This is a genomic window from Rhodococcus sp. WB9, from assembly GCF_007558985.1.
Taxonomy (GTDB): domain Bacteria; phylum Actinomycetota; class Actinomycetes; order Mycobacteriales; family Mycobacteriaceae; genus Rhodococcus_F; species Rhodococcus_F opacus.
On record NZ_CP041769.1, the window covers coordinates 4,777,263 to 4,802,932 of the forward strand.

Here is a 25,670-nt window from a genome sequence, read left to right on the forward strand (position 1 = left end):
TCGGGCTATGCCGACTTGGGCTCGGTGTGCTGCGGCTGCACCGGCGCCGGAGGGGTGACCGGTGCGGTGGTGGTGTCCGCCACGGGCAGCTCGGCGGGCGCGCTCTGCTGCGCGGTGGGCGCCGGCGTGCTGTTGTCGTTCTGCATCTCCTTGACCTCGCTCTTGAAAATGCGGAGCGAACGGCCGAGTCCACGAGCCGCGTCGGGCAGCTTCTTGGAACCGAACAGGATGATGACGACCAGCGCGACGATGGCCCAGTGCCAGGGGCTCATGGCTCCCATGATGAAACCTCCAAAAGATCAGGTGACCACGATGCTACCGGACATACACGGCACCGGTCCGGTCGAAACCGGCTAGTTGCGCTGCCGTTTACCTGTCGGTTTCCTGGGTCCCGGCTGTGAGCGCAGATCGGCGAGCAGGGCGTCCCCGGACCAGTGCCGGTTCCTACCCGCCTCGGCCTCGCGGATCAATTCGACCAGCCTCGCGTTCACCGGCGCGGCCGTGCCCGACGCCGCGGCCAGGCGCACGATCTCCCCGCTGATCCAGTCCACTTCGGTGCGCCGGCCCGCTTCGAGGTCGTCCCACATCGAGGATCGTGCGTGCGGGTCGATGGCCAGCATCCGGCTGCCCGCCACCCGGAACACCCCGTCCGGGACGGTCAGCAACCGGGGAATCCACTGCGGCGGCAGCGGTGTGAGCTTGGCGACAGCGATGCCGCGGGCGGTCAGGAGAGTCAGCGCCTCCCGCTGTGCCAGGGCGACCGCGCGCCGGAACGACCGCTGCGACAACTCCTCGCGGAGCGGCAGGCCGGACAGGGCGTTCACCGCGTTGTTCAGGTTGAGCAGCAGCTTCGCCCACTGCACCGAGCGGAAGTCCGCACGTGCGTGCAGCGGCAGCCCGGCGTCGTCGAAGACCGGCGCGAATGCGCGCACCGCCGGATGCTGCTCGATCTCGAGATCACCCTCGGAGCCCTGGTGGAAATGCCCGTCGCCGCGGTGCACCACGTTGAACGGCACCATCGCCGCGAGAACGACCTGCTCCGGCAGTGCCGCGCGCAGGGTGTCCGCATTGCCCAACCCGTTCTGCGCACTGACCACCACCGTGCCGGAACCGATCGCCGACGCCAGCGCGGCACCTGCCTCCGGTGTCCCCGCCGACTTCACCGAGACCACGACGAGATCGGCCGTGGCCGCCGACTCGGGACCGGTCGCGAAGGCGATGTCGGCGGCACCGACCCGGATGTCCGCTCCGTGCAGGTCCGTCAGCCGCAACCCGTGTTCACGGATCTCCGCCCCGACACGCTCCCGGCCGATCAGGGTCACCTCGGCGCCGGCCGCCGCGAGCCGGCCCCCGACATAGCAACCGATGCTGCCCGCGCCGAAGACGCTGATCCGCAGCGGACGCCCGTCGCCGCTCATGCCTCGACGGCGTCGTAGGCGGACAGCGCCTCCACGGCCCGGCGGCGCACCTCGTCGACCAGTTCCGCAGGTTCGAGCACGGTTATTCCGGAACCGAACCCGAGCACGAGCCGGGCCATCCACTCGAGCGCCCCGTAACTCATGCTCGCCTCGACCGAGCCGTCGGGAGCGACCGTCCGGACATCCATCGGGTAGTAGTCGAGCACCCAGACGCAGTCGGCACCGATGTGCAACCGGGCCTGGGGAAGGGACGCGTCGCCGCTGAACAATTCCAGGTTGGAATCCCGCACGAGTGCCTGCGCCGGCGGTGTGGACGGCTCGTCCAACTCGGTGGCGGCGTCGATCCGGTCGAGCCGGAACAGCCGGACCCCCTCGGCCTGCCGGCACCACGCCTGCAGGTAACTCTGATTGTCGACCAGCACGACCCGCACCGGATCCACGGTGCGCTCGGTGACCCGGTCCCGGGACGCCGAGTAGTACGTCAGGTGAAGGGCACGCCGATGATGAAGCGCGGACCGCACCGTGGCGGCTATGGGATCTTCCGCCACGTCCTCCACCGCCTCCCGCTCCGACGTCGGCGTCACCGCCGCGCGGGCCGCCGCGGTGCCCGCGGCGTCCTCGATCTTCGCGATCGCGCTGTGCGCCGCGGACGGATCGACCATGCCCGGCATCTCCACCAGCGAACGCAGGGCAATCAGCAGGGCTGTCGCCTCGGTGGACGTCAACCGCAGCGGGCGGTCGATGCCCGCCGAGAAGGTCACCTCGATGCTCTCCTCGGAGAACGAGAGGTCGATGAGGTCGCCGGGACCGTAGCCGGGTAGGCCGCACACCCACAACTGGTTGAGGTCGGACATCAGCTGTGTGGTGGTGACGCCCAGTTCGGCGGCGGCCTCGGCCGCACTCATCCCGGGGTTCGCGATGAAGTACGGCACCAGGTTGAGGAGCCGGGACAGTCTCGACGAGAGCCTGTTGCTCACGACGTCCCCCCTCCCCGTGCGGCGTCCTTCAGCTTGGTCAGCACATCGTGACGTAGTTCGGGCGGATCGAGGACCAGGGCGTCCGCCCCGTGGCCCGCGACCAGCCGCGCGATCCAGTCCCGGGAGCGGACCGGAATCCCGAGCACGGTGCCGCTGCGCTCGTTCACCCGCTTCTCCTCCGCCGTTGTCGCCAGTCGACGCAGTTCGTGGGCACGGCCCTCCGCCACCCACACGGTGGCGGTCCCCGTGACCTCACCCGAACCGGTGACCCGGTCGACGATCTCCCTGAGGTCGACGCCCGCCGGTTTGTGGACGACCCCGGACGGTCCGAACTCCGTCACGTCGTCGCCGATCCGCGACAGCCGGAACGTCCGGACGGCCCCCCGGTCGACGTCGTGACCGACGAGGTACCACCGGCCGTGCGCGGTGACGACTCCCCAGGGCTCGACGGTGCGCTGGGTGTACGGCTCGTTCAGGGCGCCGCGGTGCGGGAAATGCACAGCGCGGCCGGCATCGACCGCCGCCAGCAACTTGCCGAGCGCCGGTTCGGACCCTCGGGTGCGGGCGGGCACCGCGGTGATCGGGGTGGCCGCCGAATCCGGATCCACCTGCACACCCGCCGCACGCAGCTTGAGCAGTGCCCCCTGAGCCGCGGACGTCAACTCCGGGGACTCCCACAGCTGGACCGCTACCGCGACCGCCGCGGATTCCTCCTGACTGAGGTCGATGTCGGGGAGCTCGTACGCGTTGCGGTTGATGCGGTAGCCCTCGACCGTCGAGAAGCGCGACGCCTGCCCGGTCTCGAGCGGAACACCGAGATCCCGGAGCTCGTTCTTGTCGCGTTCGAACATGCGGCTGAACGCCTCGTCGCTCGCGGAGTCGGCGTACCCGGCAACGCTCTCGCGAATCTTCTCGGCGGTGAGGAACTGTCTGGTGGACAACAGACAGATCACCAGGTTCATCAACCGCTCGATCTTGGAAGTCGGCACGCCCGGAAGCCTAGTGGGTGAGCCCGTTACGGACTCTCACAGCGCCGCTACATCGAGGCAATCAGCCGCTCCACCCGCTCGTCGACCGACCGGAAGGGGTCCTTGCACAGCACGGTCCGCTGGGCCTGGTCGTTGAGCTTGAGGTGCACCCAGTCGACCGTGAAGTCGCGTCCGGCCTCCTGCGCCGCCGTGATGAACTCGCCGCGCAGCTTCGCCCGAGTTGTCTGCGGTGGAGTGTCCACCGCCGCCTCGATCGTCTCGTCCTCGGTGATCCGCTTCACCAGACCCTTGCGCTGCAGCACGTCGAACACGCCACGACCGCGTTTGATGTCGTGGTACGCCAGATCCAGCTGCGCGATCTTCGGGTCGGCCAACTCGAAGCCGTGCCGGTCCTGATAGCGCTGGAACAGCTTGCGCTTGATGACCCAGTCGATCTCCGTGTCGACCTTCGCGAAGTCCTGTGTCTCGACGGCGTCGAGCATGCGACCCCACAGGTCGACGACCTGAGTGACCTGCGGATCGGGATCCCGGTTCTGCAGGTGTTCCACGGCGCGCGCGTGGTACTCCCGCTGAATGTCGAGGGCGCTGGCCTGCCGGCCGCCGGCGAGCCGCACCGGGCGGCGTCCGGTGACGTCGTGGCTGACCTCGCGGATGGCGCGGATCGGGTTGTCGAGCGCGAAGTCGCGGAACGACACCCCGGCCTCGATCATCTCGAGCACGAGCGCCGCCGTGCCCACCTTCAGCATCGTGGTGGACTCGGACATGTTCGAGTCGCCGACGATCACGTGCAGGCGGCGGTACTTCTCCGCGTCGGCGTGCGGCTCGTCACGGGTGTTGATGATGGGCCGCGACCGCGTGGTCGCCGAGGACACGCCCTCCCAGATGTGCTCGGCGCGCTGCGACAGGCAGAACGTGGCCGCCTTCGGCGTCTGCAGGACCTTTCCCGCGCCACAGATCAGCTGCCGCGTCACCAGGAACGGGAGCAGCACGTCCGAGATCCGGGAAAATTCGCCGGCTCGGGCCACCAGGAAGTTCTCGTGACAGCCGTACGAATTGCCCGCCGAGTCCGTGTTGTTCTTGAACAGGTAGATGTCGCCGCCGATGCCTTCCTCGGCGAGCCGCTGTTCGGCGTCGATCAACAGCTCCTCGAGAACACGCTCCCCCGCCCGGTCGTGGTTGACCAACTGGATGAGGTTGTCGCACTCGGCTGTCGCGTATTCGGGGTGCGAGCCGACGTCCAGATACAGGCGGGCACCGTTCCGGAGAAACACGTTGGAGCTCCGGCCCCACGACACCACCCGCCGGAACAGGTAGCGCGCAACCTCGTCCGGGCTCAGTCGCCTGTGACCATGGAAGGTGCAGGTCACACCGAACTCTGTCTCAATTCCCATGATTCGTCGCTGCACACCTCGACAGTACAACGCCGATCACCCGGCGGAGCGGAAAAACCCTCTGGCGACCCCCGCGCATACCCTGAGATGGTGAACCGACACCTACGCCGAATCCACCGGGCCGACGAGATCGTCTTCGACCGCAGCGCCGATCTGAGCCCCTCCGAGCTCGACCGGGCCATGCGCTTCCTCAGCCGCGCGGCCGACAAGGGGCTCATGTGGTGGTTCGTGGCGGCGGTCCTGGGACTGGTCGGCGGGCGCGCCCGCCGCGGTGGTGTGCGCGGACTGCTGTCCCTCATGATGGCGAGCGGTCTGGCCAACGGCATCCTCAAACCGCTGTTCCCCCGGCGGCGCCCGCCCGCCCGCGTATGGACGAACGTTCTGCGCGGGGTGGCGATCCCCCGGTCCTCGTCGTTCCCGTCGGGACATGCCGCGTCGGCGGCGGCGTTCACCACGGGTGTCGCCCTGGAATCGCCCGCGACCGCTGCCGTCGTGGCCCCCCTTGCCGCCGCGGTCGCCTACTCCCGTGTGCACAACGGCGTGCACTGGCCGACCGACGTTGCCGCCGGACTGCTACTCGGCGGGGCCGTCGCGTCGGGCACCCGCCGCTGGTGGGCGGTGCGCACGGAGGAACCGGCGGAGCTGGGCCCCGCCGTCGACGCACCGGCACTTCGGGGCGGTGAGGATCTGCTCGTGGTGGTCAACCCGGAGTCCGGGCCCGACAGTGTCGATCCGAGTGAAGAGATCACGACCGCTCTCCCCAAGGCCGACGTGCGCGCACTCGACACCGCCCGCGATTTCGCCGAACAACTCGACGCCTGGGTGACCGACAGGAAGCCGCGCGCCCTCGGAGTGTGCGGTGGAGACGGGACCGTGGTCGCCGTCGCGTCCGCTGCAGCTCGTCACGCGTTGCCGCTGGCGGTGTTCCCGGGCGGCACGCTCAATCACTTCGCACGGGATGCCGGCGTCGCCGACATCTCGGACACGGTGAACGCCGTCGAGACCGGGCATGCGGTTCTCGTCGACCAGGCCGTCGTCCACACCGATGTCGAGGAGCCGGCGCCGTTCCTCAACACCGCCAGTCTCGGCGGCTATCCCGACGCGGTGCGACTGCGGGAGAAGTGGCAGCCGCGGTACGGAAAGTGGCCTGCGGCATGTGTGGCGATGATCCGGATTCTCTCCGCCGCAACACCGCTCGCCGTCACCATCGACGGCAGGCCCGTGAAAGTCTGGATGCTGTTCGTGGGGAACGGTCGGTATTCCCCCGGCGATCAGGTTCCGATGTCGCGTCCCGCCATCACCGGCGGACTACTCGACGTCCGGTACGTGCGTGCCGACCGGCGAGCGTCCCGGCCGCGGCTGCTGTTCGCTGCCGCCACCGGGACGCTCGGAAGCAGCCGGGTGTACGTGCGATCCCTCGTGCCCCGGCTCACCGTCCGCGTAGACGGCTCGCCGGTTGCACTGGCCACCGACGGTGAAGTGGTCGCCGACGCCCTGAGGTTCGACTTCCGGACGGTGCCCGAAGCGATCGCGGTGTACCGGCCTCAGTCCTGAGCGTCGGTCGGCTTCGCCTCGGTGTCCGGCTTCGACTCCGGAGCGGGCTCCGAGGCGGCCGCGGGCGCTGCGGGGATCAGCTGTTCGAGCGCGGATCCGGTGATTCGCCGGAACGCGCGGCGCGGCCGGGACTGGTCGAGCACGGCCACCTCGAGGCTGGCCATGTCGACGTTCCGCTTCTCGCCTTCCCCGGCACCGCCCTGCCGCAGGGCGTTGACCGCGATGCCGACCGCCGCCTCGAGATCGAGGTCGGCACGGTACGACTCGCGCATGGCGGTCGCGATCGGCTCGGTCGTGCCACCCATCACGACGAAATGCTGTTCGTCGACGATGGATCCGTCGTAGGTGATGCGGTACAGCTGGGGCGCCTTCGGGCTGCCCACGCGTCCGACCTCCGCGACGCAGATCTCCACCTCGTACGGCTTGGGCTGCTCGGTGAAAATCGTGCCCAGGGTCTGCGCGTACGCGTTGGCCAGCGACCGGCCCGTCACGTCTCGGCGGTCGTAGGAGTAGCCGCGCATGTCGGCGTGGACGATCCCGGCGCGCCGCAGGTTCTCGAACTCGTTGTACTTGCCGACCGCTGCGAAGCCGAGTCGGTCGTACAGTTCGCTGACCTTGTGCAGCGCGGTGGAGGGATTCTCCGCGACGAACAGCACGCCGTCGCGGAACGTGAGCACCACGACGCTGCGTCCGCGGGCAATTCCCTTGCGCGCCAGTTCCGAGCGGTCCCGCATGATCTGCTCGGCGGACGCGTAATACGGCATGGTCATCGCCCAGACCCCCCTTCTTCGGTGCGCTCGGCGACGATGCGCCGAGCCAACTCGGACGTCGCCTCCTCGGACACGTGCACGGCACCGGCCTGGGTGATCGTGACCGCGGTCGGGTAGATGCCGCGGGTCAGGTCGGGCCCGCCGGTGGCCGAGTCGTCGTCGGCTGCGTCGTACAGCGATTCGATGGCCGCCCGCAGGGCGGTCTCCTCGTCGCTGTCCGGCGAGTAGATCTTCTTCAGTGCCGACTTCGCGAACAACGATCCCGAACCGACCGCGTGGTATCCGGCGCGTTCCTCGTACCGGCCGCCGACGACGTCGTACGAAACGATGCGGCCCGCCCGGGCCTCGTCGTCCGCGTCGAGGTCGTAGCCGACGAGCAGCGGGACCACTGCGAGACCCTGCATCGCCGCCCCGAGGTTGCCCCGGACCATCGACGCCAGGCGGTTGGCCTTGCCGTCGAAGGTCAGCTGAACGCCCTCGATCTTCTCGTAGTGTTCGAGTTCGACGGCGAACAGGCGGACCAGTTCGATGGCGATCCCCGCGGTGCCGGCGATACCGGCCGCCGAATATTCGTCGGTGACGTACACCTTCTCGACGTCTCGGCTGGCGATCAGGTTGCCCTGGGTCGCGCGCCGGTCGCCGGCGAGCAGGACGCCGCCCTTGTAGGTGAGCGCCACGATCGTCGTTCCGTGCGGCGCGAGATCACCGCTGTCCATCCCGTCACCACCCCGTGTCGAGTGCGAACGATGGCCGATCCGATTCTCCGGCAGCAATTCTGGTGCGTGACCACGCAGATACTCGGTGAACGAGCTCAGATTCGAACCGAAACTGAGCTTCGTGTCACCGTCGCCTGTCCGCAATGCCGGTCGATCCGCCGTCACTGGCCGCCCTTCTGGACATAGGCCCGGACGAAGTCTTCGGCGTTCTCCTCGAGCACGTCGTCGATCTCGTCGAGCAGGTCGTCGGTGTCCTCGGCCAGCTTTTCGCGACGTTCCTGACCCGTGGCACCGTCACCGCCGGGGGTGTCGTCCTCGTCGCCGCCACCAGTACGTTTGGTCTGCTCTTGTGCCATCGCAGCCGACCTCCTTGTGTGAAGGGAGCTCTTCTTCCGAGCGTCCTGTCCTGCCAAGCAGTCTGACTACATCATCCGCTCGGACCTTCACCCTACCGAGCGGCGCCGCCGCACGTGTGCCGACGCGACGGCGAGTTCCGGGGCAGATCCGTCCGCGACCGGTCGACGGGTCAGTTCGTGAGCTCGTCGACGAGTTCTTTCGCGGTCTCCACCGACTCCAGCAACTCCCCCACGTGCGCCTTGCTGCCCCGCAACGGCTCGAGGGTGGGGATACGGACCAGGGAGTCGCCACCGAGATCGAAGATCACCGAATCCCAGCTCGCGGCCGCGATGTCGGCGCCGAACTTGCGCAGGCACTCACCCCGGAAGTAGGCGCGGGTATCGGTGGGCGGGGTGTCGACGGCGTCGAGAACGGCCTGCTCCGAGACGAGGCGTTCCATCGACCCGCGGGCGACGAGCCGGTTGTAGAGCCCCTTGTCCAGGCGCACGTCCGAGTACTGCAGGTCGACGAGATGCAGTCGCGGCGCGGACCAGTTGAGGCCCTCCCGGTTCCGGAAACCCTCGAGCAGACGCAGCTTGGCCGGCCAGTCCAGCAGGTGAGCGCACTCCATCGGATCCCGCTCGAGGAGGTCGAGCACCATCGCCCACTTCTCCATCAGATCGGCGACGCGGGGGTCGTCATTGCCCTCGGCGGACATGAACTTGTCGACTCGGTCCAGGTAGATCCGCTGCAAGGCAAGCCCGGTCAGTTCCCGGCCGTCGGCCAGCGCGACCGTGGCGCGCAGCGTCGGGTCGTGGCTGATGTGGTGCACGGCGGTCACCGGGCGGGCCAGCTGCAGGTCGGTGAGGTCGACGCCGGCCTCGATGAGATCGAGGACCAGGGCCGTCGTCCCGACCTTCAGGTACGTGGACATCTCGGCGAGGTTCGCGTCGCCGATGATGACGTGCAGACGCCGGTACTTGTCCGCGTCCGCGTGGGGTTCGTCGCGGGTGTTGATGATGCCGCGCTTGAGTGTCGTCTCGAGCCCGACCTCCACCTCGATGTAGTCGGCCCGCTGCGACAGCTGGAAACCGGCCTCGTCACCGGACTGGCCGATGCCCACCCGGCCCGACCCGCAGATCACCTGACGGGACGCGAAGAACGGCGTCAGCCCGTTGATCACCGCGGAGAACGGCGTGGCCCGGGACATCAGGTAGTTCTCGTGGGTGCCGTACGACGCCCCCTTGCCGTCCACGTTGTTCTTGTACAGCTGCAGTCGCGGGGCGCCGGGGACGCTCGACGCGTGCCGGGCCGCCGCCTCCATCACCCGTTCGCCGGCCTTGTCCCAGATGACGGCGTCCAGGGGGTCGGTGACCTCCGGGGCCGAGTACTCGGGGTGCGCGTGATCGACGTAGAGCCGGGCGCCGTTGGTGAGGATCATGTTGGCCGCGCCGACCTCGTCGGCGTCAATCACCGGCGCCGGGCCGCTCAGCCGGCCCAGGTCGAACCCGCGGGCATCCCGGAGCGGGGATTCCACCTCGTAGTCCCATCGGGTGCGCTTGGCGCGCGGCACTCCCGCTGCCGCCGCATAGGCCAGCACCGCCTGGGTGGACGTCAAGATCGGATTGGCCGAAGGCTCGCTGGGTGAGGAGATTCCGTACTCGACTTCGACACCGATGATCCGCTGCATGCTGCCGAGCCTATGCGATCACCGACGCCACCCGGTGGCACACTCCTGCTACGCGAGCCGTCCGCTCCCGGCGGCTAGTCCGGCGAGCACTCCAGGTACTCGTCCGCCGAGATCGCCCGGAGCACCGTGCGGACCCCGGCGGGGGCCCAGGAGTGGGTGCTGTCGGTGACGATCCTCGGGCCCGTCAGGTGCACCGTCCGGCGGCGCGTCACGATGGTGCATCCGCCCGCCGCCACCACATTTCGCACCCAGTCGCTCTGCGCACCGTACGTCAGGGCGAACCGGTAGCGGCCGTCCACGACGAACACGTTGACGGGTGTGCGATACGTCTTGCCCGACGTGCGGCCCCGGTGCTCGACGATGGCGAAACCGGGCAGGATCGTCGCGACGTGCCGACTCACCTGATTGGTGACGACCCGGTTGAACCGGGCGATCGAACGCGGCAACGCCATGACCTCTCACCCCTTCGGCACGGGAACAAGCACCCGACCTCGACAGTACCGACGTTCGCCGGGGGGCTGGCAGGATCGACACATGGATTCCGCACCGAACACCTCACCCGGCACGGACGAAGTGGTGGCGGTGTTCGACAGTGCGGGACGACCGGTGGGGTCCGCCGCGCGTTCCCGCGTCTACGCCGAGGGGTTGTGGCACGCGAGCGCCGGCGTCCTCGTCCGATCCGGGGACGGGAAGCGCCTCTACGTGCACCGACGCTCGGACACGAAGACGGTGTTCGCCGGACATCACGACTGTCTGGCGGGTGGGGTGGTCGATCCCGGGGAAACACCGGAGGAGGCCGCAGCCCGGGAGCTGGCGGAGGAACTGGGTGTCACCGGAGTGGGCCTCGCCCCCATCGCGGCGGTGGCGTGGGACGGGCACTGGCAGGGAATGCGGCTGCGGTGCCACCTGTACGCCTACGAGACCCACTGGGACGGACCCATCGTCCACCAGGCCAGCGAGATCGCGTCGGGCTGGTGGTGGACGCCCCACGAACTGGTGACGCATCTGCGCGACCCGCAGTGGCCGTTCGTGCCGGACACCCGGGCGCTCCTGGAGGACTACCTCGTCACACGGGACCGCTGACGTACAGCCGCCTGCGCGGCGGGAACCGTGTTCGAGTTCCCGCCGCGCAGGTGGTGCCGAACGGCTTACAGGTACTGGCCGGTGTTGGATTCGGTGTCGATGGCGCGGCTCGCGCTCGCGTTCTTACCGGTGACCAGCGTGCGGATGTAGACGATCCGCTCACCCTTCTTGCCCGAGATCCGGGCCCAGTCGTCGGGGTTGGTGGTGTTCGGCAGGTCCTCGTTCTCCGAGAACTCGTCGACGATGGAGTCGAACAGGTGCTGGACCCGCAGGCCCGGGGCACCGGTGTCGAGCACCGACTTGATCGCGTACTTCTTGGCGCGGTCGACGATGTTCTGGATCATCGCGCCCGAGTTGAAGTCCTTGAAGTACAGGACCTCCTTGTCGCCGTTGGCGTACGTGACCTCGAGGAAGCGGTTCTCCTCGCTCTCGGCGTACATGCGGTCGACGACCCGTTCGATCATCACCCGGATGCAGGCCGTGCGGTCGCCGCCGAACTCCGCGATGTCGTCGCTGTGCACCGGCAGCGTCTCGACGAGGTACTTCGAGAAGATGTCCTGCGCCGACTCCGCGTCGGGGCGTTCGATCTTGATCTTCACGTCGAGGCGGCCGGGACGCAGGATCGCGGGGTCGATCATGTCCTCGCGGTTCGACGCGCCGATCACGATGACGTTCTCGAGTCCCTCGACGCCGTCGATCTCACTGAGCAGCTGAGGCACGACGGTGGTCTCGACGTCGGAGGAGACACCCGACCCACGGGTACGGAAGATCGAATCCATCTCGTCGAAGAACACGATCACCGGGGTGCCCTCGGACGCCTTCTCCCGGGCCCGCTGGAAGATCAGCCGGATGTGCCGCTCGGTCTCGCCGACGAACTTGTTCAGCAGCTCGGGGCCTTTGATGTTGAGGAAGTAGGACTTGGCTTCCTTGCTGTCCTGGCCTCGGGCCTCCGCGATCTTCTTCGCGAGCGAGTTGGCGACCGCCTTGGCGATGAGCGTCTTACCGCACCCGGGCGGACCGTAGAGGAGCACACCCTTCGGTGGCCGCAGCTCGTATTCGTGGAACAGGTCCTTGTGGAGGAACGGCAACTCGACGGCGTCACGGATCTGCTCGATCTGCCGTCCGAGGCCGCCGATGTCGTCGTAGTGCACGTCGGGAACCTCTTCGAGGACCAGATCCTCGACCTCGGCCTTGGGGATCCGCTCGAACGCGTACCCGGCCTTGGTGTCGACGAGGAGGGAGTCGCCCGGCCGAAGTTTGCGGGTAGGCGATTCCGCGTCGTACGCGATCGACTCCCTCTCGCTCTCCTCGAAGACGGTCGCGAGGGGTTCGGCCAGCCACACGATCCGTTCCTCGTCGGCGTGGCCGACCACGAGGGCGCGCTGACCGTCGTCGAGGACCTCGCGCAACGTGCTGATCTCACCCACACGCTCGAAGTTGCCCGCTTCCACGATCGTGAGCGCCTCGTTGAGGCGCACGGTCTGGCCGAGCTTGAGGGTCTCGGCGTCGACGTTCGGGGAGCAGGTCAACCGCATCTTGCGTCCGGAGGTGAACACGTCCACGGTCTGATCGTCGTGCACTCCGAGCAGCACGCCGTACCCGCTCGGCGGCTGGCCGAGGCGATCGACTTCTTCTCGAAGGGCGATGAGCTGCTGACGGGCCTCCTTGAGGGTGTCCATCAGCTTGGTGTTCCGGATGGACAGCGAGTCCACTCGCGATTCCATCTCACGAAGCTGTTCCGGCGACTCCGCGAGCTGCCTGCGCAGTGCCGACGCCTCTGCGCGCAACGCCTCGAGCTCTCGTGCGGCCGCAACCGAATCGGGGTTCTCTGTCGAGCTCATGTGCGTCTCCTCCCAATGAGATCTATCAACGCTACCGGCACTGCCCGAATTCTGCGCCGTGACACGGATTCTGCCGATTGCGAATCGGCATACGTGACGCCCTGGGCCACCGAACCTCTCATGTTAGCCTTACCTACCTGTCGAGCAGTTTCTCTCTGTTCTGTGTAACGAAAGGGTTCGTCGTGATAATCCGCAAGCCCCTGAACGGAACATCTTTCATCGGTAGGTCCGTGGTTGCCGTGGGCGCGGTGGTCCTCGCGCTCGGGATGTCGGCCTGCTCGTCCGACGACGCTTCCGACACCGCGGCGACGAAGTCCGCGGCCACGTCGTCCGCGGCGAGCGAGGCGGTTGCCGCCCCCACGTCGGACGAACTGCTCGGTACGCTCCAGGTCCTCGTGGACCCCGCCCGACCGGTCGACGAGAAGACCGTCGTGGTCGTCGACGGCGACGAACGCCGCCCGAATCTCGAGGCCATGACGGCGGCCATGGCCAGCTACCCGGTGTCCTTCACGGTCACGGATGTGCAGGTAGAGGGCGATACCGCGACGGCGAACGTCGCGATCGTCAGCCCGCACGGCACGGCCGCTCCGACCGCGTGGACGTGGGAGAACGTCGACGGCACCTGGAAGGTGTCGGATGAGAGCACGTGCACCCTGCTGGGCATGGCACGCGCCGGCTGCTAGTTTTCCCTCCTTCGGCGGCGTCCTGTCCGGGCGCCGCCGAAGGCGTGTCTCAGCCCTTGCCCGACCGGCGCTGCGGCTTGGGGGTGACGGTTCCCTCGGCCAGACGCCGGGCACTCACCAGGAACGCGGTGTGGCCCTGCATCCGGTGTTCCGGGCGCACGGCGAGCCCGACGACGTGCCACCCGCGGACGATCGATTCCCAGGACCGCGGCTCGGTCCAGCACTCCTGCTCGCGCATCGCCTCGACCACCTTCGAGAGCTGCGTCACAGTGGCGACGTAGACGATGAGCACACCGCCGGGAACCAGCGCCTTGGACACCGCGGGCAGCGCGTCCCAGGGGGCGAGCATGTCGAGGACCACCCGGTCGACCTGACCGCCCGCCGCCTCGGCGTCGAACTCGGCGACGTCGGCGATGGTCAGGTCCCAGTTCTCGGGGCGTTCCCCGAAGAACGTCTCGACGTTCCGGACCGCGTGTTCGGCGTGGTCGTCGCGCACCTCGTACGAGATGACCCGGCCTTCCGGTCCGACCGCCCGCAGCAGTGAGCACGTCAGCGCGCCCGAGCCGGCGCCGGCCTCGAGCACGCGGGCGCCGGGGAAGACGTCGCCCTCGTGAACGATCTGCGCGGCGTCCTTCGGGTATATGACCTGCGCCCCGCGGGGCATCGACAGGATGTAGTCGACGAGCAGCGGTCGCAGCGCGAGGTACGGGGTGCCGTTGGTCGACTTGACCACGCTGCCCTCGTCGGTGCCGATCAGGTCGTCGTGCAGGATGCCGCCGCGGTGGGTGTGGAACTCCTTGCCGGCCTCCAGGTTGACCGTGTAGTGCCGGCCCTTGGCGTCCGTCAACTGGACGCGATCGCCCACCCGAAACGGTCCGCTCGGTCGCGTTTCGCGTCCCACCATCGTCACCGACTCCTCAGCCTGTTCGTCCGGCGCCGTCCGACGCCCACACCGCGCCCCGACTCGACTGTCGGACCGGGGGCCTACCCTGCCAGGTGTGAGCATCTCAGAGTCGCCAGCCCCCGTCACACAGGGTTCCCCGTCACAACCCGGCGACACTTCGGCCACCCACAGGCGCCCCGCCCTGTCACCGTCCCGTGCCGGCGACTTCAAGCAGTGCCCGCTCCTCTACCGTTTCCGCGCGGTCGACCGGCTCCCCGAGGCGCCGTCGCGCGCGCAGGTGAAGGGCACGGTCGTGCACGCCGCACTGGAGACCCTGTTCGGGCTGCCCGCGGCCGAACGCGTTCCGCAGAAGGCGGTCGATCTGGTCCTCCCGTCGTGGGAGCGCATTCTCGCCGAGGCCCCCGACCTGATCGACCTGGTCCCCGAGGACCAACGCGACACGTTCCTCGACGAGGCGCGGTCCCTCGTCACCGCGTATTACGAGCTCGAGGACCCCACCCGGTTCGAGGCCGAATCGTGCGAACAGCGCGTCGAGACCGAACTCGCCGACGGGGTGCTGCTCCGCGGATTCGTCGACCGCATCGACGTCGCCCCAACCGGGGAGGTGCGGGTGGTCGACTACAAGACCGGCCGCGCACCACGCGAGATGTCCGAGTCCAAGGCACTGTTCCAGATGAAGTTCTACGCGCTGGTCCTGCTGCGCACCCGCGGCATCGTCCCCGCGCAGTTGCGGCTGCTGTACCTCGCGTCCGGCACGGTCCTCACCTACGCACCCGACGAGGACGAACTGCTGCGGTTCGAGCGCACGCTGTCGGCGATCTGGAAGGCCATCCTGGCGGCCGGGGTCACCGGCGATTTCCGACCCAAGCCGAGCCGGCTCTGCGACTGGTGTGATCATAAGTCCCTGTGCCCCTCGTTCGGCGGAACGCCGCCTCCCTACCCGGGATGGCCGGAGGGGCCCGCAGAAGACGCACCGGGTTTCGAGGAGATTGTCGAATGAGTTCCGAGTCCTATTACGTACCACTTGGTTCGGAAGCACTGAGTGCGCCGGAAGTAGGCTCGGATCAGAAGATCACCGTCGAGCGGTTCGACAGCACGGATCTGACGATCAGTGTGTGGGCCGAGACGATGCAGCACGGCGCTCCCCCGTCCGCGCTGCTCGTGCGGGCACTCGAGCGCTGCGCCCCACGCGACGACGTGCGTCTCACGCGGGTCGTGGTCGAGATCCTCGGTCCCATCCCGATCGCCGAACTCGAGGTCCGGTCCTGGGTGCAGCGACCGGGACGCCGGGTGGAGCTGGTGGTCGCCGAATTGTGGACCGTCGGCGACCGGCCCCGTGCCGTCGCGCGGGGCTCGGCGTGGCGGATGGAGACCGTCGACACCAGCGACGCCGTCCACGTCGTCGACCCGCCACTCGAACCGCGGTCTACCGGCCGGGACGGCAAGTTCGGCGAGGTCTGGAATTCGGGCTACCTGACGACCCTCGACTGGCGGTGGATCGCCGAGATGGGATGCGAGGGCCCGGGCAAGCTGTGGGCGAAGCCGCGGCCCGCACTGGTTCTCGGCGAGACCATGACGCCGCTCGAGCGGCTGTTCTCCATCGCGGACATCGCGAACGGCGTGGGATCGAAACTCGACCCGGCGGACTGGACGTTCCTCAACACCGACCTCACCGTGCACATCTTCCGGGTCCCCGAGGGCGACTGGGTGGGGGTCAGCTCCGAAACCTCCATCGGACCCGACGGAGTGGGCATGTGCGCGGGCGTGCTCTACGACGAGACCGGCGCCGTCGGCCGGATCGCCCAGACCGTACAGGTCCGCGCCCGCCCCTGAGCGGAGCGGGCGCGGATCGTGTTGCGGCAGAACGAGATCAGAGTGCGCGGCAGGACCGGATGTTGGACGCGAGAATGGCCTTGGCGCCGAGGTCCGCGAGTTCGTCCATGACTCCGTTGTGGCCCTTGATCGGCACCATCGCCCGGACCGCGACCCAGTTCTCGTCGGCGAGCGGCGACAGTGTCGGCGACTCCAGGCCCGGGGTGATCTTCAACGCGTCGTCGAGGATCGTCTTGGGGCAGTCGTAGTCGAGCATCAGGTTCTGCTGCGCGAAGACGATACCGCGCACCCGCTCGACCAGCTGGTTCCGCGCAGAATCGTCGTCGGGCGAACCGGCGCGCTCGATGAGCACGCCTTCGGAATCGCACAGGGTGTCGCCGAACGCGGCCAGGTTGTGCTGGCGCAGCGTGCGGCCGGAGCCGACGACGTCGGCGATGGCGTCGGCAACGCCGAGCTGGATCGAGATCTCCACGGCGCCGTCGAGGCGGATGACCGAGGCGTCGATGCCGCGTGCGGACAGGTCGTCGCGCACCAGGTTGGGGTAGGACGTGGCGATCCGGAGTCCGGCGAGGTCCTCGACCGACCAGTCCTTGCCCGCGGGGGCGGCGTACCGGAACGTGGAGCGGCCGAAGCCGAGCGACAGCCGTTCGGAGACGGGGGCCCCCGAGTCGCGGGCGAGGTCGCGGCCGGTGATGCCGAGATCGAGTTCACCGGATCCGACGTAGATCGCGATGTCCTTGGGGCGCAGGAAGAAGAACTCGACCTGGTTGGACGGGTCGAGGACGGTCAGGTCGCGGGAGTCGGTGCGACGGCGGTAGCCGGCCTCGCTGAGGATTTCGGCGGCGGACTCGGACAGCGAGCCCTTGTTGGGGACTGCGACGCGCAGCATGGCTGAGGGTTCCTTTCGGGAGCGGGTGGAGGAGTCTCGATCACCGATCACAGATGTCGGTAGACGTCCTCGAGCTTCAGGCCCTTACCCACCATCAGCACCTGCGTCCAGTACAGCAGCTGAGAGATCTCCTCGGCGAGTGCCTCGTCGCTCTCGTGCTCGGCGGCGATCCACACCTCACCCGCCTCTTCGAGGATCTTCTTTCCCTGCGAATGGACGCCGGCGTCCAAGGCGGCAACGGTGCCGGACCCCTCGGGGCGGGTAGCGGCACGCTCGGTCAGCTCGGCGAACAGGGATTCGAAGGTCTTCACGAGGACCCATTGTTTCACGCCGCCGCGGACCTCTCCGAACCGGTCACCACCCGAGTGTGCGGCGACTCTCGAACCGGCGGACCTCGCCCGAACGGGGGTCGGTGAAGTCGATGGCCCGCGCCAGCAACCGCAGCGGCGTCGAGAAGTCGCCGGGCTCGGACCGGCGGAAGTCCGGGTAGTAGTTGTCGCCCTCGATCGGCAGCCCCAGCGACGACATGTGCAACCGCAGTTGGTGCGTCCGGCCGGTCTTCGGCAGCAGCCGGTACCGTGCGCGGCCGTCTCGGGTCTCGATCAGCTCGACGACGGTCTCGCTGTTCGGTTCTCCCGGTTCCTCCGTGGCCGTCATGATCCCGTGTTCCTTGACGATGCGGCTGCGGATGGTCCGCGGAAACGCAAGCGTCGGATCGTGTCCGGCGACGGCCTCGTATTCCTTGGTGACCTGCTGGGAGACGAACAGCTCCTGATACGGTCTGCGGTCTTCCGGCCTGATCAGGAACACCAGGACGCCGGCCGTCATCCGGTCGAGCCGGTGCGCCGGTGTGAGGTCGGGCAGTTCGAGCGCCCTCCGCAGCCGCACGACCGCCGTCTCGGTGATGTGCGCGCCCCGCGGAATGGTCGCGAGGAAATGGGGTTTGTCGATGACCACGAGGTGGTCGTCGCGGTGCAGGACGTCGATCTCGAACGGAACCGGGATCTCGGGTGCGGGGTCGCGGTAGAAGTACACGAAACGGGTTGGGGCATAACGGGTTCCGCGGTCGACTACCCTGCCGTGCTCGTCGACGACTTCCCCGCCGTCGATCAGCGACAGCCAGTGCGCGCGCTCGTCCGGGTACGTCTCGACCAGGAATTCGGCGACCGTCTTCGCGCCGACGCCTGCCGGCATCCGGATACGGTCGGGACCGAGGCCGTTGCGGACCGGCAGGGGCGCCCCCGCCACCTCAGCCCGCCCGATTCTCGGTGCAGCCGGCGCAGACGAGCACCAGTTCGCGGCCCCGGTCGTCCGGCAGATTCTCGTACCGGGACGTCGGACCCCCGCACTTGCTGCAGCGCCCCAGAGTCTTGGCCTGATCGCTGAACTCGATGTTCATCCGCTTGTCGAAGACGTACAGCGACCCCTCCCACAGGCCCGTGTCACCGAACGCCTCGCCGTAGCGGACGATGCCGCCGTCCAGCTGGTAGACCTCGCCGAACCCGCGCGAGCGCATCAGCGAAGACAGGACCTCGCACCGCACTCCCCCGGTGCAGTAGGTGACGACGGCCTTGTCCTTCAGATGGTCGTACTTGCCGCTGTCGAGTTCGTGCACGAACTCGCGCGTGGTGGACACGTCGGGCACGACGGCGTCCCGGAATCGGCCGATCTCCGCCTCGAAACCGTTGCGTCCGTCGAAGAAGACGACGTCGTCACCGCGACCCTCGACCAGGCGGTGCACCTCGTCGGGTGCCAGGTGGGTACCGCCGCCGACGACACCGTCCGCATCCACCTTCAGCTCGCCCGGCGCACCGAACGTCACGATCTCCGATCGCACCTTGACGCTCAGCCGCGGGAAGTCGTCACCGAGCCCGTTCGACCACTTGATGTCGGCGTCCTTGAACGGGGCGTAGCTGCGCGTCCCCTTCACGTACCGCTTGACGTCGTGGATGTCACCACCGACCGTCGCGTTGATGCCGTGCTCGGAGACGAGAATCCGACCGGTCAGGTTGTTCGCCTCGGCGAGTGTGTACTGCCACAGCCGTATCGCCTCCGGGTCGGCGAGCGGAGTGAACACGTAGAACAGCACGATTTTCGGAACAGCCACGGCAAACCAGACTACCTAGAGACGGACGGCACTCCGCTGCGCCCACACCTCGGCCAGGTCGGAACCAGTGAGACCCTCGAGACTGTCCCGGAACACCCGCCCCGGGCCGTCGGCCACCACGATCTCGCACGGAACGATCAGGACGACGCACCCCGCGGCCTGCGCGGACGCCGCACCGGTGGGCGAGTCCTCGATGGCCAGGCACTGCGACGGATCCAGTCCCAGCAGTTCCGCGCCCCGCAGGTACGGGTCGGGATGCGGTTTGCCCGCCGGCACCTCGTCGCCGCACACCGAGTGGTCGAAGTGATGCCTGCCGAGTGTCTCGAGTGCCCGCTCGGTGAGCCGACGCTCGGTGTTGGTCACCAGCGCGGACCTCAGACCGTGCGCCCGGACGGTCCGCAGTGCGTCGTGGGCGCCCGGCCGCCACGGGATCCCGTCGCCGAACAATTCCTCGACGCGGGTGAACATCCACTCCTTGGCCTCGGAGAGCGCCGCCGGATCCCGGTCGAGCCCGAGGGCGTCGAAGATGACGCCGAGAGCGTTGGCACTCGACGCACCGATCGTCTTCAGCCGCGTTTCCTCGGTCATCGGCCCGCCGAGGTGCAGCGACAACTCGCGGACCGCGACGTCCCACATCTTCTCGGAATCGAGCAGCGTTCCGTCCATGTCCCACAGAACACCTGCGAGACCGTCGAATGCATCAGACATTGAAGTACTTCGCTTCGGGGTGGTGCAGCACGAACGCATCCGTGGACTGCTCGGGATGCAACTGCAATTCCTCGGACAACTTCACACCGATCCGTTCGGGTTCGAGCAGAGCGACCATCTTCGCTCGGTCCTCCAGGTTGGGGCAGGCACCGTACCCGAAGGAGTAGCGGGCACCGCGGTAGGCGAGGTCGAAGAACCCGGACACCTCGGACGGGTCCTGCTCGGCCACGTTGTGACCGCCAGGCAGCACGAGTTCCTCGCGGACCCGTTGATGCCAGTACTCGGCCAGCGATTCCGTCAGCTGCACGCCGATGCCGTGCACCTCCAGGTAGTCGCGGTACGCGTTGGCGGCGAACAGCTCGTTCGCGAAGTCCGCGATCGGCTGCCCCATGGTCACGAGCTGCATCGGGAACACGTCTACCTGGCCGGTCTCCTTCGCCTCGGTGCGGGACCGGACGAAGTCGGCGACGCACAGGAAGCGGTCGCGGTGCTGGCGCGGGAACGTGAACCGGAAGCGTTCCTCGGCGTCGGGTGTCGGGTCGGTGAGCACGACCACGTCGTCGCCCTCGGACACGGCGGGGAAGTAGCCGTACACGACGGCCGCGTGCGCGAGGATTCCCTCGGTGCTCAGCCGGTCGAGCCAGTACCGCAGGCGGGGTCGGCCCTCGGTTTCCACCAGTTCCTCGTAGGTGGGACCGTCGCCGGAACGCTGCCCGCGCAGACCCCACTGCCCGAGGAACAGGGCACGCTCGTCCAACAGCCCGGAGTAGTCCGACAACGAGACGCCCTTGACGATCCGGTTGCCCCAGAACGGCGGGCTCGGGACCACGATGTCGGTGGCCACGTCGGATCGCTCCGGCACCTCGATCGGGGTCTCGGCCGCCTTGCGCTTCTCGGCGATCCGCTTGGACCGCTCGTGCCGCGCCTTCCGTTCGGCCGCCTTCTCGCGGGCCGCGACCGCTTCCGGGCTGTCCGGGTCGGGTCCGCCCCCACGCTTGACGGCCATGATCTCGTCCATCCTGTGCAGGCCCTCGAACGCGTCGCGTGCGTAGCTGACGTCGCCCTCGTACACCTCGGCCAGGTCGTTCTCCACGTACGAACGGGTCAGCGCGGCACCGCCGAGGAGGACGGGGAACTTCTCCGCGACGCCCTTGGCGTTGAGTTCCTGCAGGTTGTCCTTCATCACCACGGTCGACTTCACGAGCAGCCCGGACATGCCGATGACGTCGGCCTTCTGCTCGATCGCCGCGTCGAGGATCGTCGCGATCGGCTGCTTGATGCCCAGGTTCACCACGTCGTAGCCGTTGTTGCTCAGGATGATGTCGACGAGGTTCTTGCCGATGTCGTGGACGTCGCCCTTCACGGTGGCGATGACGATCCGGCCCTTGCCGTCCTCGTCGGTGGCCTCCATGTGCGGTTCGAGGTATGCCACGGCCGCCTTCATCACCTCGGCGGACTGGAGCACGAACGGCAGCTGCATCTGCCCGGACCCGAAGAGTTCGCCGACGGTCTTCATGCCGGACAGCAGCGTCTCGTTGATGATCGCGAGCGGCGGCTTCTCCTCCATCGCCGCGGTGAGGTCGTCGTCGAGGCCGTTGCGTTCACCATCGACGATGCGGCGTTCCAGCCGCTCGAACAGCGGCAGCGCCGCCAGTTCCTGGGCACGGGATTCGCGCGCCGACGCCGCGGAGACGCCCTCGAACAGTTCCATCAGCTTCTGCAGCGGGTCGTAGCCCTCGCGGCGACGGTCGTAGACCAGGTCGAGGGCCGTTTCCCGCTGTTCGTCGGGGATCCGCGCCATCGGCAGGATCTTCGACGCGTGCACGATGGCCGTGTCCAGGCCGGCCTCGGTGCACTCGTGCAGGAACACCGAGTTCAGGACCTGCCGGGCCGCCGGGTTGAGACCGAACGAGATGTTGGACACGCCGAGGGTGAAGTGCACCCGCGGATGCCGCTTCTTGAGCTCGCGGATCGCCTCGATCGTTTCGATGCCGTCGCGGCGGACCTCTTCCTGACCGGTGGAGATGGGGAAGGTCAGCGCGTCGATGATGATGTCGGACTCGTCGAGGCCCCAGTTCACGGTGAGGTCTTCGAGCAGACGCTCGGCGATGCGGACCTTGTGCTCCGCGGTGCGCGCCTGGCCTTCCTCGTCGATGGTCAGCGCGACGACGGCGGCGCCGTGCTCCGTGACGAGCCGCATGATCTTCTGGAACCGCGAGTCCGGTCCGTCGCCGTCCTCGTAGTTGACGGAGTTCACGGCGCACCGGCCGCCGAGGTGCTCGAGGCCGGCCTGCAGGACCGCGGGCTCGGTGGAGTCGAGCATGATCGGCAGTGTCGACGACGTCGCGAACCGGCTTGCGAGGGCGGCCATGTCAACGGCACCGTCGCGTCCGACGTAGTCGACGTTGAGGTCGAGCATGTGGGCGCCGTCGCGGGTCTGGTCCTTCGCGATGTCGAGGCACTTCTGGTAGTCCTCGGCGATCATCGCCTCGCGAAACGCCTTGGAGCCGTTGGTGTTCGTGCGTTCACCGATCATCAGGATGCTGGCGTCCTGCTGGAACGGCACCGCCGTGTACAGCGAGGACGTCCCCGACTCGTGCACCGGGTTCCGCTCGGCCTTCTCGACCAGGCGGACCGCTTCGGCCACCTGCCGGATGTGCTCCGGGGTGGTCCCGCAGCAGCCGCCGACCAGACCGAGACCGAACTCGGCGACGAAAGCGCTGAGCGCCTCGGCGAGCTCCTCCGCGGTGAGCGGGTACTCGGCGCCGTTCGGGCCGAGCTGCGGCAGTCCGGCGTTGGGCATCACCGACACCGGGAGAGAGCTGTACTTGGACAGATGGCGGAGATGTTCGCTCATCTCGGCGGGACCGGTCGCGCAGTTGAGGCCGATCATGTCGATACCGAGCGGCTCGAGCGCGGTCAGCGCGGCACCGATCTCACTGCCGAGGAGCATCGTGCCGGTGGTCTCGACCGTGACGTGGGTGATGATCGGCAGCCGCGACCCCAGCGTCTCCATCGCCCGCTGACTGCCGAGGATGGCGGCCTTCACCTGCAGCAGGTCCTGGCAGGTCTCGACGAGGATCGCGTCCGCTCCCCCGTCGATCATGCCCATCGCAGCCTCCGCGTAGGCGTCGCGGAGGACCGCGAACGGCGCGTGGCCCAGCGTCGGCAGCTTGGTTCCGGGTCCCATCGAGCCGAGGACGAAGCGGCCCATGCCGTCGCGTCCGGGCCCCATCTCGTCGGCCACGTCACGCGCCAGCCGGGTGCCCTTCTCGGCGAGTTCCCGGATACGGTCCGAAATGTCGTAATCGGCGAGGTTGGGTAGGTTGCACCCGAACGTGTTGGTCTCGACGGCGTCCGCCCCGGCCTCGAAGTACGCGCGGTGGATGTCTTTCAGCACGTCAGGGCGGGTGTCGTTGAGGATTTCGTTGCAGCCTTCGAGCCCGAGGAAGTCGTCGAGCGTGAGGTCCGCGGCCTGCAACATGGTGCCCATGGCTCCGTCGCCGATGACAACGCGCTGGTTCAACGCATCGAGCAGGGCAGAGTGAAATGGCGCAGACATGCCGTCCAGACTAGTGGGCGCGCGAACCAATGCTGGCCGTAGGCTGGGTGGGTGAGTTCCAGTGAGTTCCCCGTCACGCCTGCGGGCCGCGCCGACGACACCCCCGACACCGCGGATGCCGGTGCGGCGGACAGTGGCGTGCCCGTACTTCGTGACCCTGTCCTCGTCGCCGCCTTCGAGGGCTGGAACGACGCCGGCGACGCCGCGAGCGGAGCCGTCGAGCACCTCGAGTTGACCTGGGACGCCCAGCCGCTCGCCGAGCTGGACTCCGAGGAATACTACGACTACCAGGTCAATCGACCCACGGTGCGGCAGGTCGACGGTGTCACCCGGGAGATCGTGTGGCCCGCCACCCGCCTGTCGGTGTGCTCGCCTCCCGGCAGCGACCGCGACGTGGTTCTGCTGCGCGGGATCGAACCGAACATGCGCTGGCGCAGCTTCTGCGAGGACCTCCTCGAGCTGATCGATCAGCTGCAGATCAACACCGTGGTGATCCTCGGGGCACTGCTCGCGGACACCCCGCACACGCGGCCGGTCCCGGTGACGGGCAGCGCGTACAGCAGCGAGGCCGCCGAGCGGTTCAAGCTCGAACAGACCCGCTACGAGGGGCCGACCGGGATCACCGGGGTGCTGCAGGACGCGTGCGTCCGGGCCGGTGTGCCTGCCGTGTCGTTCTGGGCGGCCGTGCCCCACTACGTGTCCCAGCCGCCGAATCCGAAGGCCACGGTTGCGCTGCTCCAACGCGTCGAGGATGTCCTGGACATCGAGGTTCCCCTCGGGGAACTCCCGGCCCAGGCCGACGACTGGCAGGAAGCGGTCACCGAGATGACCGCGGACGACGAGGAGATCGGCGAGTACGTCCGCTCACTCGAGGAGCGCGGCGACGCCGAGACCGACATCTCCGACGCCATCTCGAAGATCGACGGTGACGCGCTCGCGGCCGAGTTCGAGCGGTATCTCCGCAGGCGTGGGCCCGGCAGCTTCGGGCTGTGACGAAGAACTCATCCGAGTCGCTTCGTTCCTCGCTCCAGCGCACGGCGCTCTACGCCGGCGGTTTCCTCGGTCCGTTCGGCGGCGGGGTCGTCGCCTCGATCCTTCCCGAGATCGGTGACGACCTCGGCGTGAGTGCGTCCGCCGCGGCCGGCTCGCTGACGGCGTACCTGCTGCCGTTCGCGTTGCTGATGCTGGTGTCGGGCACGCTGGGCGCCCGGTGGGGGCAGACGCGGACCGTGCGGATCGCGTACGGCGTCTACCTGCTGTCGTCGCTGGCGTGTTTCGTGGCGCCGACGCTGCCGCTCTTCCTCGGCGCCCGCGTGCTCCAGGGGTGTTCGAACTCGTTCACGACGCCGCTGCTGCTGGCGGCGCTCGCCGCCTCGACTCCGAAGAAACATCTCGGCCGGGCGCTGGGAATCTTCGGCGCCTTCCAAGCCGCGGGACAGTCGAGCGCGCCGCTCGTCGGCGGGCTCGCGGCGGAGGTCGACTGGCGTCTCGCATTCCTCGTCATCGCCCTCGTCGCCGCGGTGCTGGGTCTGGTCGGTGTTCCCGACAGTGCTCCCGCCGACCCGGGGGCACCGCGCCCGCGACTGCGCGACGCCCTCACCCCGTCGGTGCTGAGAATCGGGGTGGTCGCACTCCTCGGGTGGGGTGCGCTCGGTGGGCTGAGCTTCCTGGTCGCGTTCCGCGCCGAGGACGCCTTCGGGCTGAGCCCGACCCAGCGTGGGCTGCTGCTCACGGGGTTCGGCGTCGCCGGAATCCTCACCGCACGCTTCGTCGGCGGTGTCATCGACAAGATCGGGGCCCGGGCGGCCGTCCTGATCGGCGCGTTCGGCGGCGCGATTCTCGTCGCGGCCACCGGGACCGTGTCCCTCCTCGCGGTCGCGGCCGTGGCGTGGTTCGCGGCCGGAATCGCCGGTCAGTTCATCCTGGTGGGGGTCAACGCCGCCGTGCTGGGTTCGCCGGGCCCGAACCGGGGCGGCGCGGTATCCGTCGTGCAGGCGCTGCGATTCATGGGCAACGCGCTCGCCCCGATCACCCTCACCCCGGTGTATTCGGTGTCGCCCGCGGCCGGTTTCCTGCTGCCCGCCCTGCTCCTCGCCGTGCTGGCCCCGCTGCTCATGCCCCGCGACCGCGCACCTGCCTGACATGACTTCCGGGAGGGCTGTGAGGTGTTCCTGATTCCCACGTAACGTGCGCGCAGCCGTTACGACACTCCCGGGGCG

Annotated in this window: 25 protein-coding genes; 7 read left to right on the forward strand and 18 right to left on the reverse strand. The window is 68.4% G+C overall.

What is annotated here, in order from left to right:
• Positions 1 to 5 precede the first annotated feature (5 nt).
• From tatA to pafA, 5 genes are all read right to left on the reverse strand, one after another.
• Positions 6 to 281, reverse strand: a complete 276-nt coding sequence (gene tatA / locus FND50_RS22150; protein WP_005563470.1) for a Sec-independent protein translocase subunit TatA — start codon at positions 279 to 281, stop codon at positions 6 to 8.
• A 72-nt stretch (positions 282 to 353) separates the two neighbouring features.
• Entirely contained in the window at positions 354 to 1,418 is a 1,065-nt protein-coding gene (locus tag FND50_RS22155; protein ID WP_144287128.1) for a 2-dehydropantoate 2-reductase, read from the reverse strand.
• Positions 1,415 to 2,395 (reverse strand): YafY family protein, encoded by a 981-nt coding sequence (locus tag FND50_RS22160; RefSeq protein WP_007299063.1) that lies wholly within the window; start codon positions 2,393 to 2,395, stop codon positions 1,415 to 1,417. The genes FND50_RS22155 and FND50_RS22160 overlap by 4 nt, the downstream gene beginning before the upstream one ends.
• The gene (locus FND50_RS22165; RefSeq protein ID WP_144287129.1) at positions 2,392 to 3,384 is read right to left on the reverse strand and encodes a YafY family protein; all 993 of its coding nucleotides are present in this window, start codon (positions 3,382 to 3,384) and stop codon (positions 2,392 to 2,394) included. The genes FND50_RS22160 and FND50_RS22165 overlap by 4 nt, the downstream gene beginning before the upstream one ends.
• Before the next feature lie 47 nt (positions 3,385 to 3,431).
• Positions 3,432 to 4,790 (reverse strand): Pup--protein ligase, encoded by a 1,359-nt coding sequence (pafA, locus tag FND50_RS22170; RefSeq protein WP_012687833.1) that lies wholly within the window; start codon positions 4,788 to 4,790, stop codon positions 3,432 to 3,434.
• Between the two features lie 72 nt (positions 4,791 to 4,862).
• Between pafA and FND50_RS22175 the strand changes: the two genes are divergently transcribed.
• Entirely contained in the window at positions 4,863 to 6,329 is a 1,467-nt protein-coding gene (locus tag FND50_RS22175) for a phosphatase PAP2 family protein (protein WP_144287130.1), read from the forward strand.
• Here the strand turns inward: FND50_RS22175 and prcA are convergent.
• The 5 genes from prcA to FND50_RS22200 all read right to left on the reverse strand — a co-directional run bounded on the left by prcA (position 6,320) and on the right by FND50_RS22200 (position 10,293).
• Positions 6,320 to 7,099 carry a proteasome subunit alpha gene (gene prcA, locus FND50_RS22180; RefSeq protein WP_144287131.1) on the reverse strand — a complete coding sequence of 260 codons (780 nt, stop codon included), beginning with the start codon at positions 7,097 to 7,099 and terminating at the stop codon, positions 6,320 to 6,322. The two genes, FND50_RS22175 and prcA, sit on opposite strands and share 10 nt — an antisense overlap.
• A complete protein-coding gene (gene prcB / locus FND50_RS22185; protein ID WP_144287132.1) occupies positions 7,096 to 7,980 on the reverse strand; it encodes a proteasome subunit beta in 885 nt (294 codons plus the stop codon). The genes prcA and prcB overlap by 4 nt, the downstream gene beginning before the upstream one ends.
• Positions 7,977 to 8,171: a ubiquitin-like protein Pup gene (locus tag FND50_RS22190; RefSeq protein WP_144287133.1), complete on the reverse strand. Its 195-nt coding sequence runs from the start codon at positions 8,169 to 8,171 to the stop codon at positions 7,977 to 7,979. The genes prcB and FND50_RS22190 overlap by 4 nt, the downstream gene beginning before the upstream one ends.
• 170 nt (positions 8,172 to 8,341) lie before the next feature.
• Positions 8,342 to 9,841: a depupylase/deamidase Dop gene (gene dop, locus FND50_RS22195; protein ID WP_005242993.1), complete on the reverse strand. Its 1,500-nt coding sequence runs from the start codon at positions 9,839 to 9,841 to the stop codon at positions 8,342 to 8,344.
• 74 nt (positions 9,842 to 9,915) lie between these two features.
• Positions 9,916 to 10,293, reverse strand: a complete 378-nt coding sequence (locus FND50_RS22200) for a nitroreductase family deazaflavin-dependent oxidoreductase (protein WP_005243002.1) — start codon at positions 10,291 to 10,293, stop codon at positions 9,916 to 9,918.
• An 82-nt stretch (positions 10,294 to 10,375) separates the two neighbouring features.
• On the opposite strand from FND50_RS22200, the gene FND50_RS22205 reads away from it, so the two are divergent.
• Positions 10,376 to 10,924: an NUDIX domain-containing protein gene (locus FND50_RS22205; RefSeq protein ID WP_144287134.1), complete on the forward strand. Its 549-nt coding sequence runs from the start codon at positions 10,376 to 10,378 to the stop codon at positions 10,922 to 10,924.
• Positions 10,925 to 10,989: 65 nt separating this feature from the next.
• Here the strand turns inward: FND50_RS22205 and arc are convergent, their stop codons facing one another.
• Positions 10,990 to 12,765, reverse strand: coding sequence for a proteasome ATPase (gene arc, locus FND50_RS22210; protein WP_005256296.1), 1,776 nt, complete (start codon positions 12,763 to 12,765; stop codon positions 10,990 to 10,992).
• Positions 12,766 to 12,947: 182 nt separating this feature from the next.
• Between arc and FND50_RS22215 the strand changes: the two genes are divergently transcribed.
• A complete protein-coding gene (locus FND50_RS22215) occupies positions 12,948 to 13,448 on the forward strand; it encodes a hypothetical protein (protein WP_144287135.1) in 501 nt (166 codons plus the stop codon).
• 49 nt (positions 13,449 to 13,497) lie between these two features.
• Here FND50_RS22215 and FND50_RS22220 read toward each other — a convergent pair whose 3' ends face one another.
• Positions 13,498 to 14,352: a tRNA (adenine-N1)-methyltransferase gene (locus FND50_RS22220; protein ID WP_025432818.1), complete on the reverse strand. Its 855-nt coding sequence runs from the start codon at positions 14,350 to 14,352 to the stop codon at positions 13,498 to 13,500.
• Positions 14,353 to 14,446: 94 nt separating this feature from the next.
• Between FND50_RS22220 and FND50_RS22225 the strand changes: the two genes are divergently transcribed.
• On the forward strand, positions 14,447 to 15,352 hold the full coding sequence (locus FND50_RS22225) for a RecB family exonuclease (RefSeq protein WP_144287136.1): 906 nt from the start codon (positions 14,447 to 14,449) through the stop codon (positions 15,350 to 15,352).
• Positions 15,349 to 16,185, forward strand: coding sequence for a thioesterase family protein (locus tag FND50_RS22230; protein ID WP_054246576.1), 837 nt, complete (start codon positions 15,349 to 15,351; stop codon positions 16,183 to 16,185). The genes FND50_RS22225 and FND50_RS22230 overlap by 4 nt, the downstream gene beginning before the upstream one ends.
• A gap of 37 nt (positions 16,186 to 16,222) precedes the next feature.
• On the opposite strand, the gene hisG is transcribed toward FND50_RS22230, so the two are convergent.
• The 6 genes from hisG to metH are packed head-to-tail and all read right to left on the reverse strand — an operon-like array spanning position 16,223 to position 23,451.
• Positions 16,223 to 17,074, reverse strand: coding sequence for an ATP phosphoribosyltransferase (hisG, locus tag FND50_RS22235; RefSeq protein ID WP_144287137.1), 852 nt, complete (start codon positions 17,072 to 17,074; stop codon positions 16,223 to 16,225).
• Positions 17,075 to 17,121: 47 nt separating this feature from the next.
• Positions 17,122 to 17,403 carry a phosphoribosyl-ATP diphosphatase gene (locus FND50_RS22240; protein ID WP_009473527.1) on the reverse strand — a complete coding sequence of 94 codons (282 nt, stop codon included), beginning with the start codon at positions 17,401 to 17,403 and terminating at the stop codon, positions 17,122 to 17,124.
• Between the two features lie 25 nt (positions 17,404 to 17,428).
• The gene (locus FND50_RS22245; RefSeq protein WP_144287138.1) at positions 17,429 to 18,322 is read right to left on the reverse strand and encodes a pseudouridine synthase; all 894 of its coding nucleotides are present in this window, start codon (positions 18,320 to 18,322) and stop codon (positions 17,429 to 17,431) included.
• Between the two features lies 1 nt (position 18,323).
• On the reverse strand, positions 18,324 to 19,181 hold the full coding sequence (locus FND50_RS22250; RefSeq protein WP_144287139.1) for a rhodanese-related sulfurtransferase: 858 nt from the start codon (positions 19,179 to 19,181) through the stop codon (positions 18,324 to 18,326).
• A gap of 15 nt (positions 19,182 to 19,196) precedes the next feature.
• Positions 19,197 to 19,889, reverse strand: coding sequence for an HAD family phosphatase (locus FND50_RS22255; protein WP_144287140.1), 693 nt, complete (start codon positions 19,887 to 19,889; stop codon positions 19,197 to 19,199).
• Positions 19,882 to 23,451, reverse strand: a complete 3,570-nt coding sequence (metH, locus tag FND50_RS22260; protein ID WP_144287141.1) for a methionine synthase — start codon at positions 23,449 to 23,451, stop codon at positions 19,882 to 19,884. Before metH ends, FND50_RS22255 begins: the two co-directional genes overlap by 8 nt.
• A 51-nt stretch (positions 23,452 to 23,502) precedes the next feature.
• On the opposite strand from metH, the gene FND50_RS22265 reads away from it, so the two are divergent.
• Positions 23,503 to 24,444 (forward strand): PAC2 family protein, encoded by a 942-nt coding sequence (locus FND50_RS22265; protein WP_005256316.1) that lies wholly within the window; start codon positions 23,503 to 23,505, stop codon positions 24,442 to 24,444.
• Positions 24,441 to 25,592 carry an MFS transporter gene (locus FND50_RS22270; RefSeq protein ID WP_144287142.1) on the forward strand — a complete coding sequence of 384 codons (1,152 nt, stop codon included), beginning with the start codon at positions 24,441 to 24,443 and terminating at the stop codon, positions 25,590 to 25,592. The genes FND50_RS22265 and FND50_RS22270 overlap by 4 nt, the downstream gene beginning before the upstream one ends.
• Positions 25,593 to 25,670 lie beyond the last annotated feature (78 nt).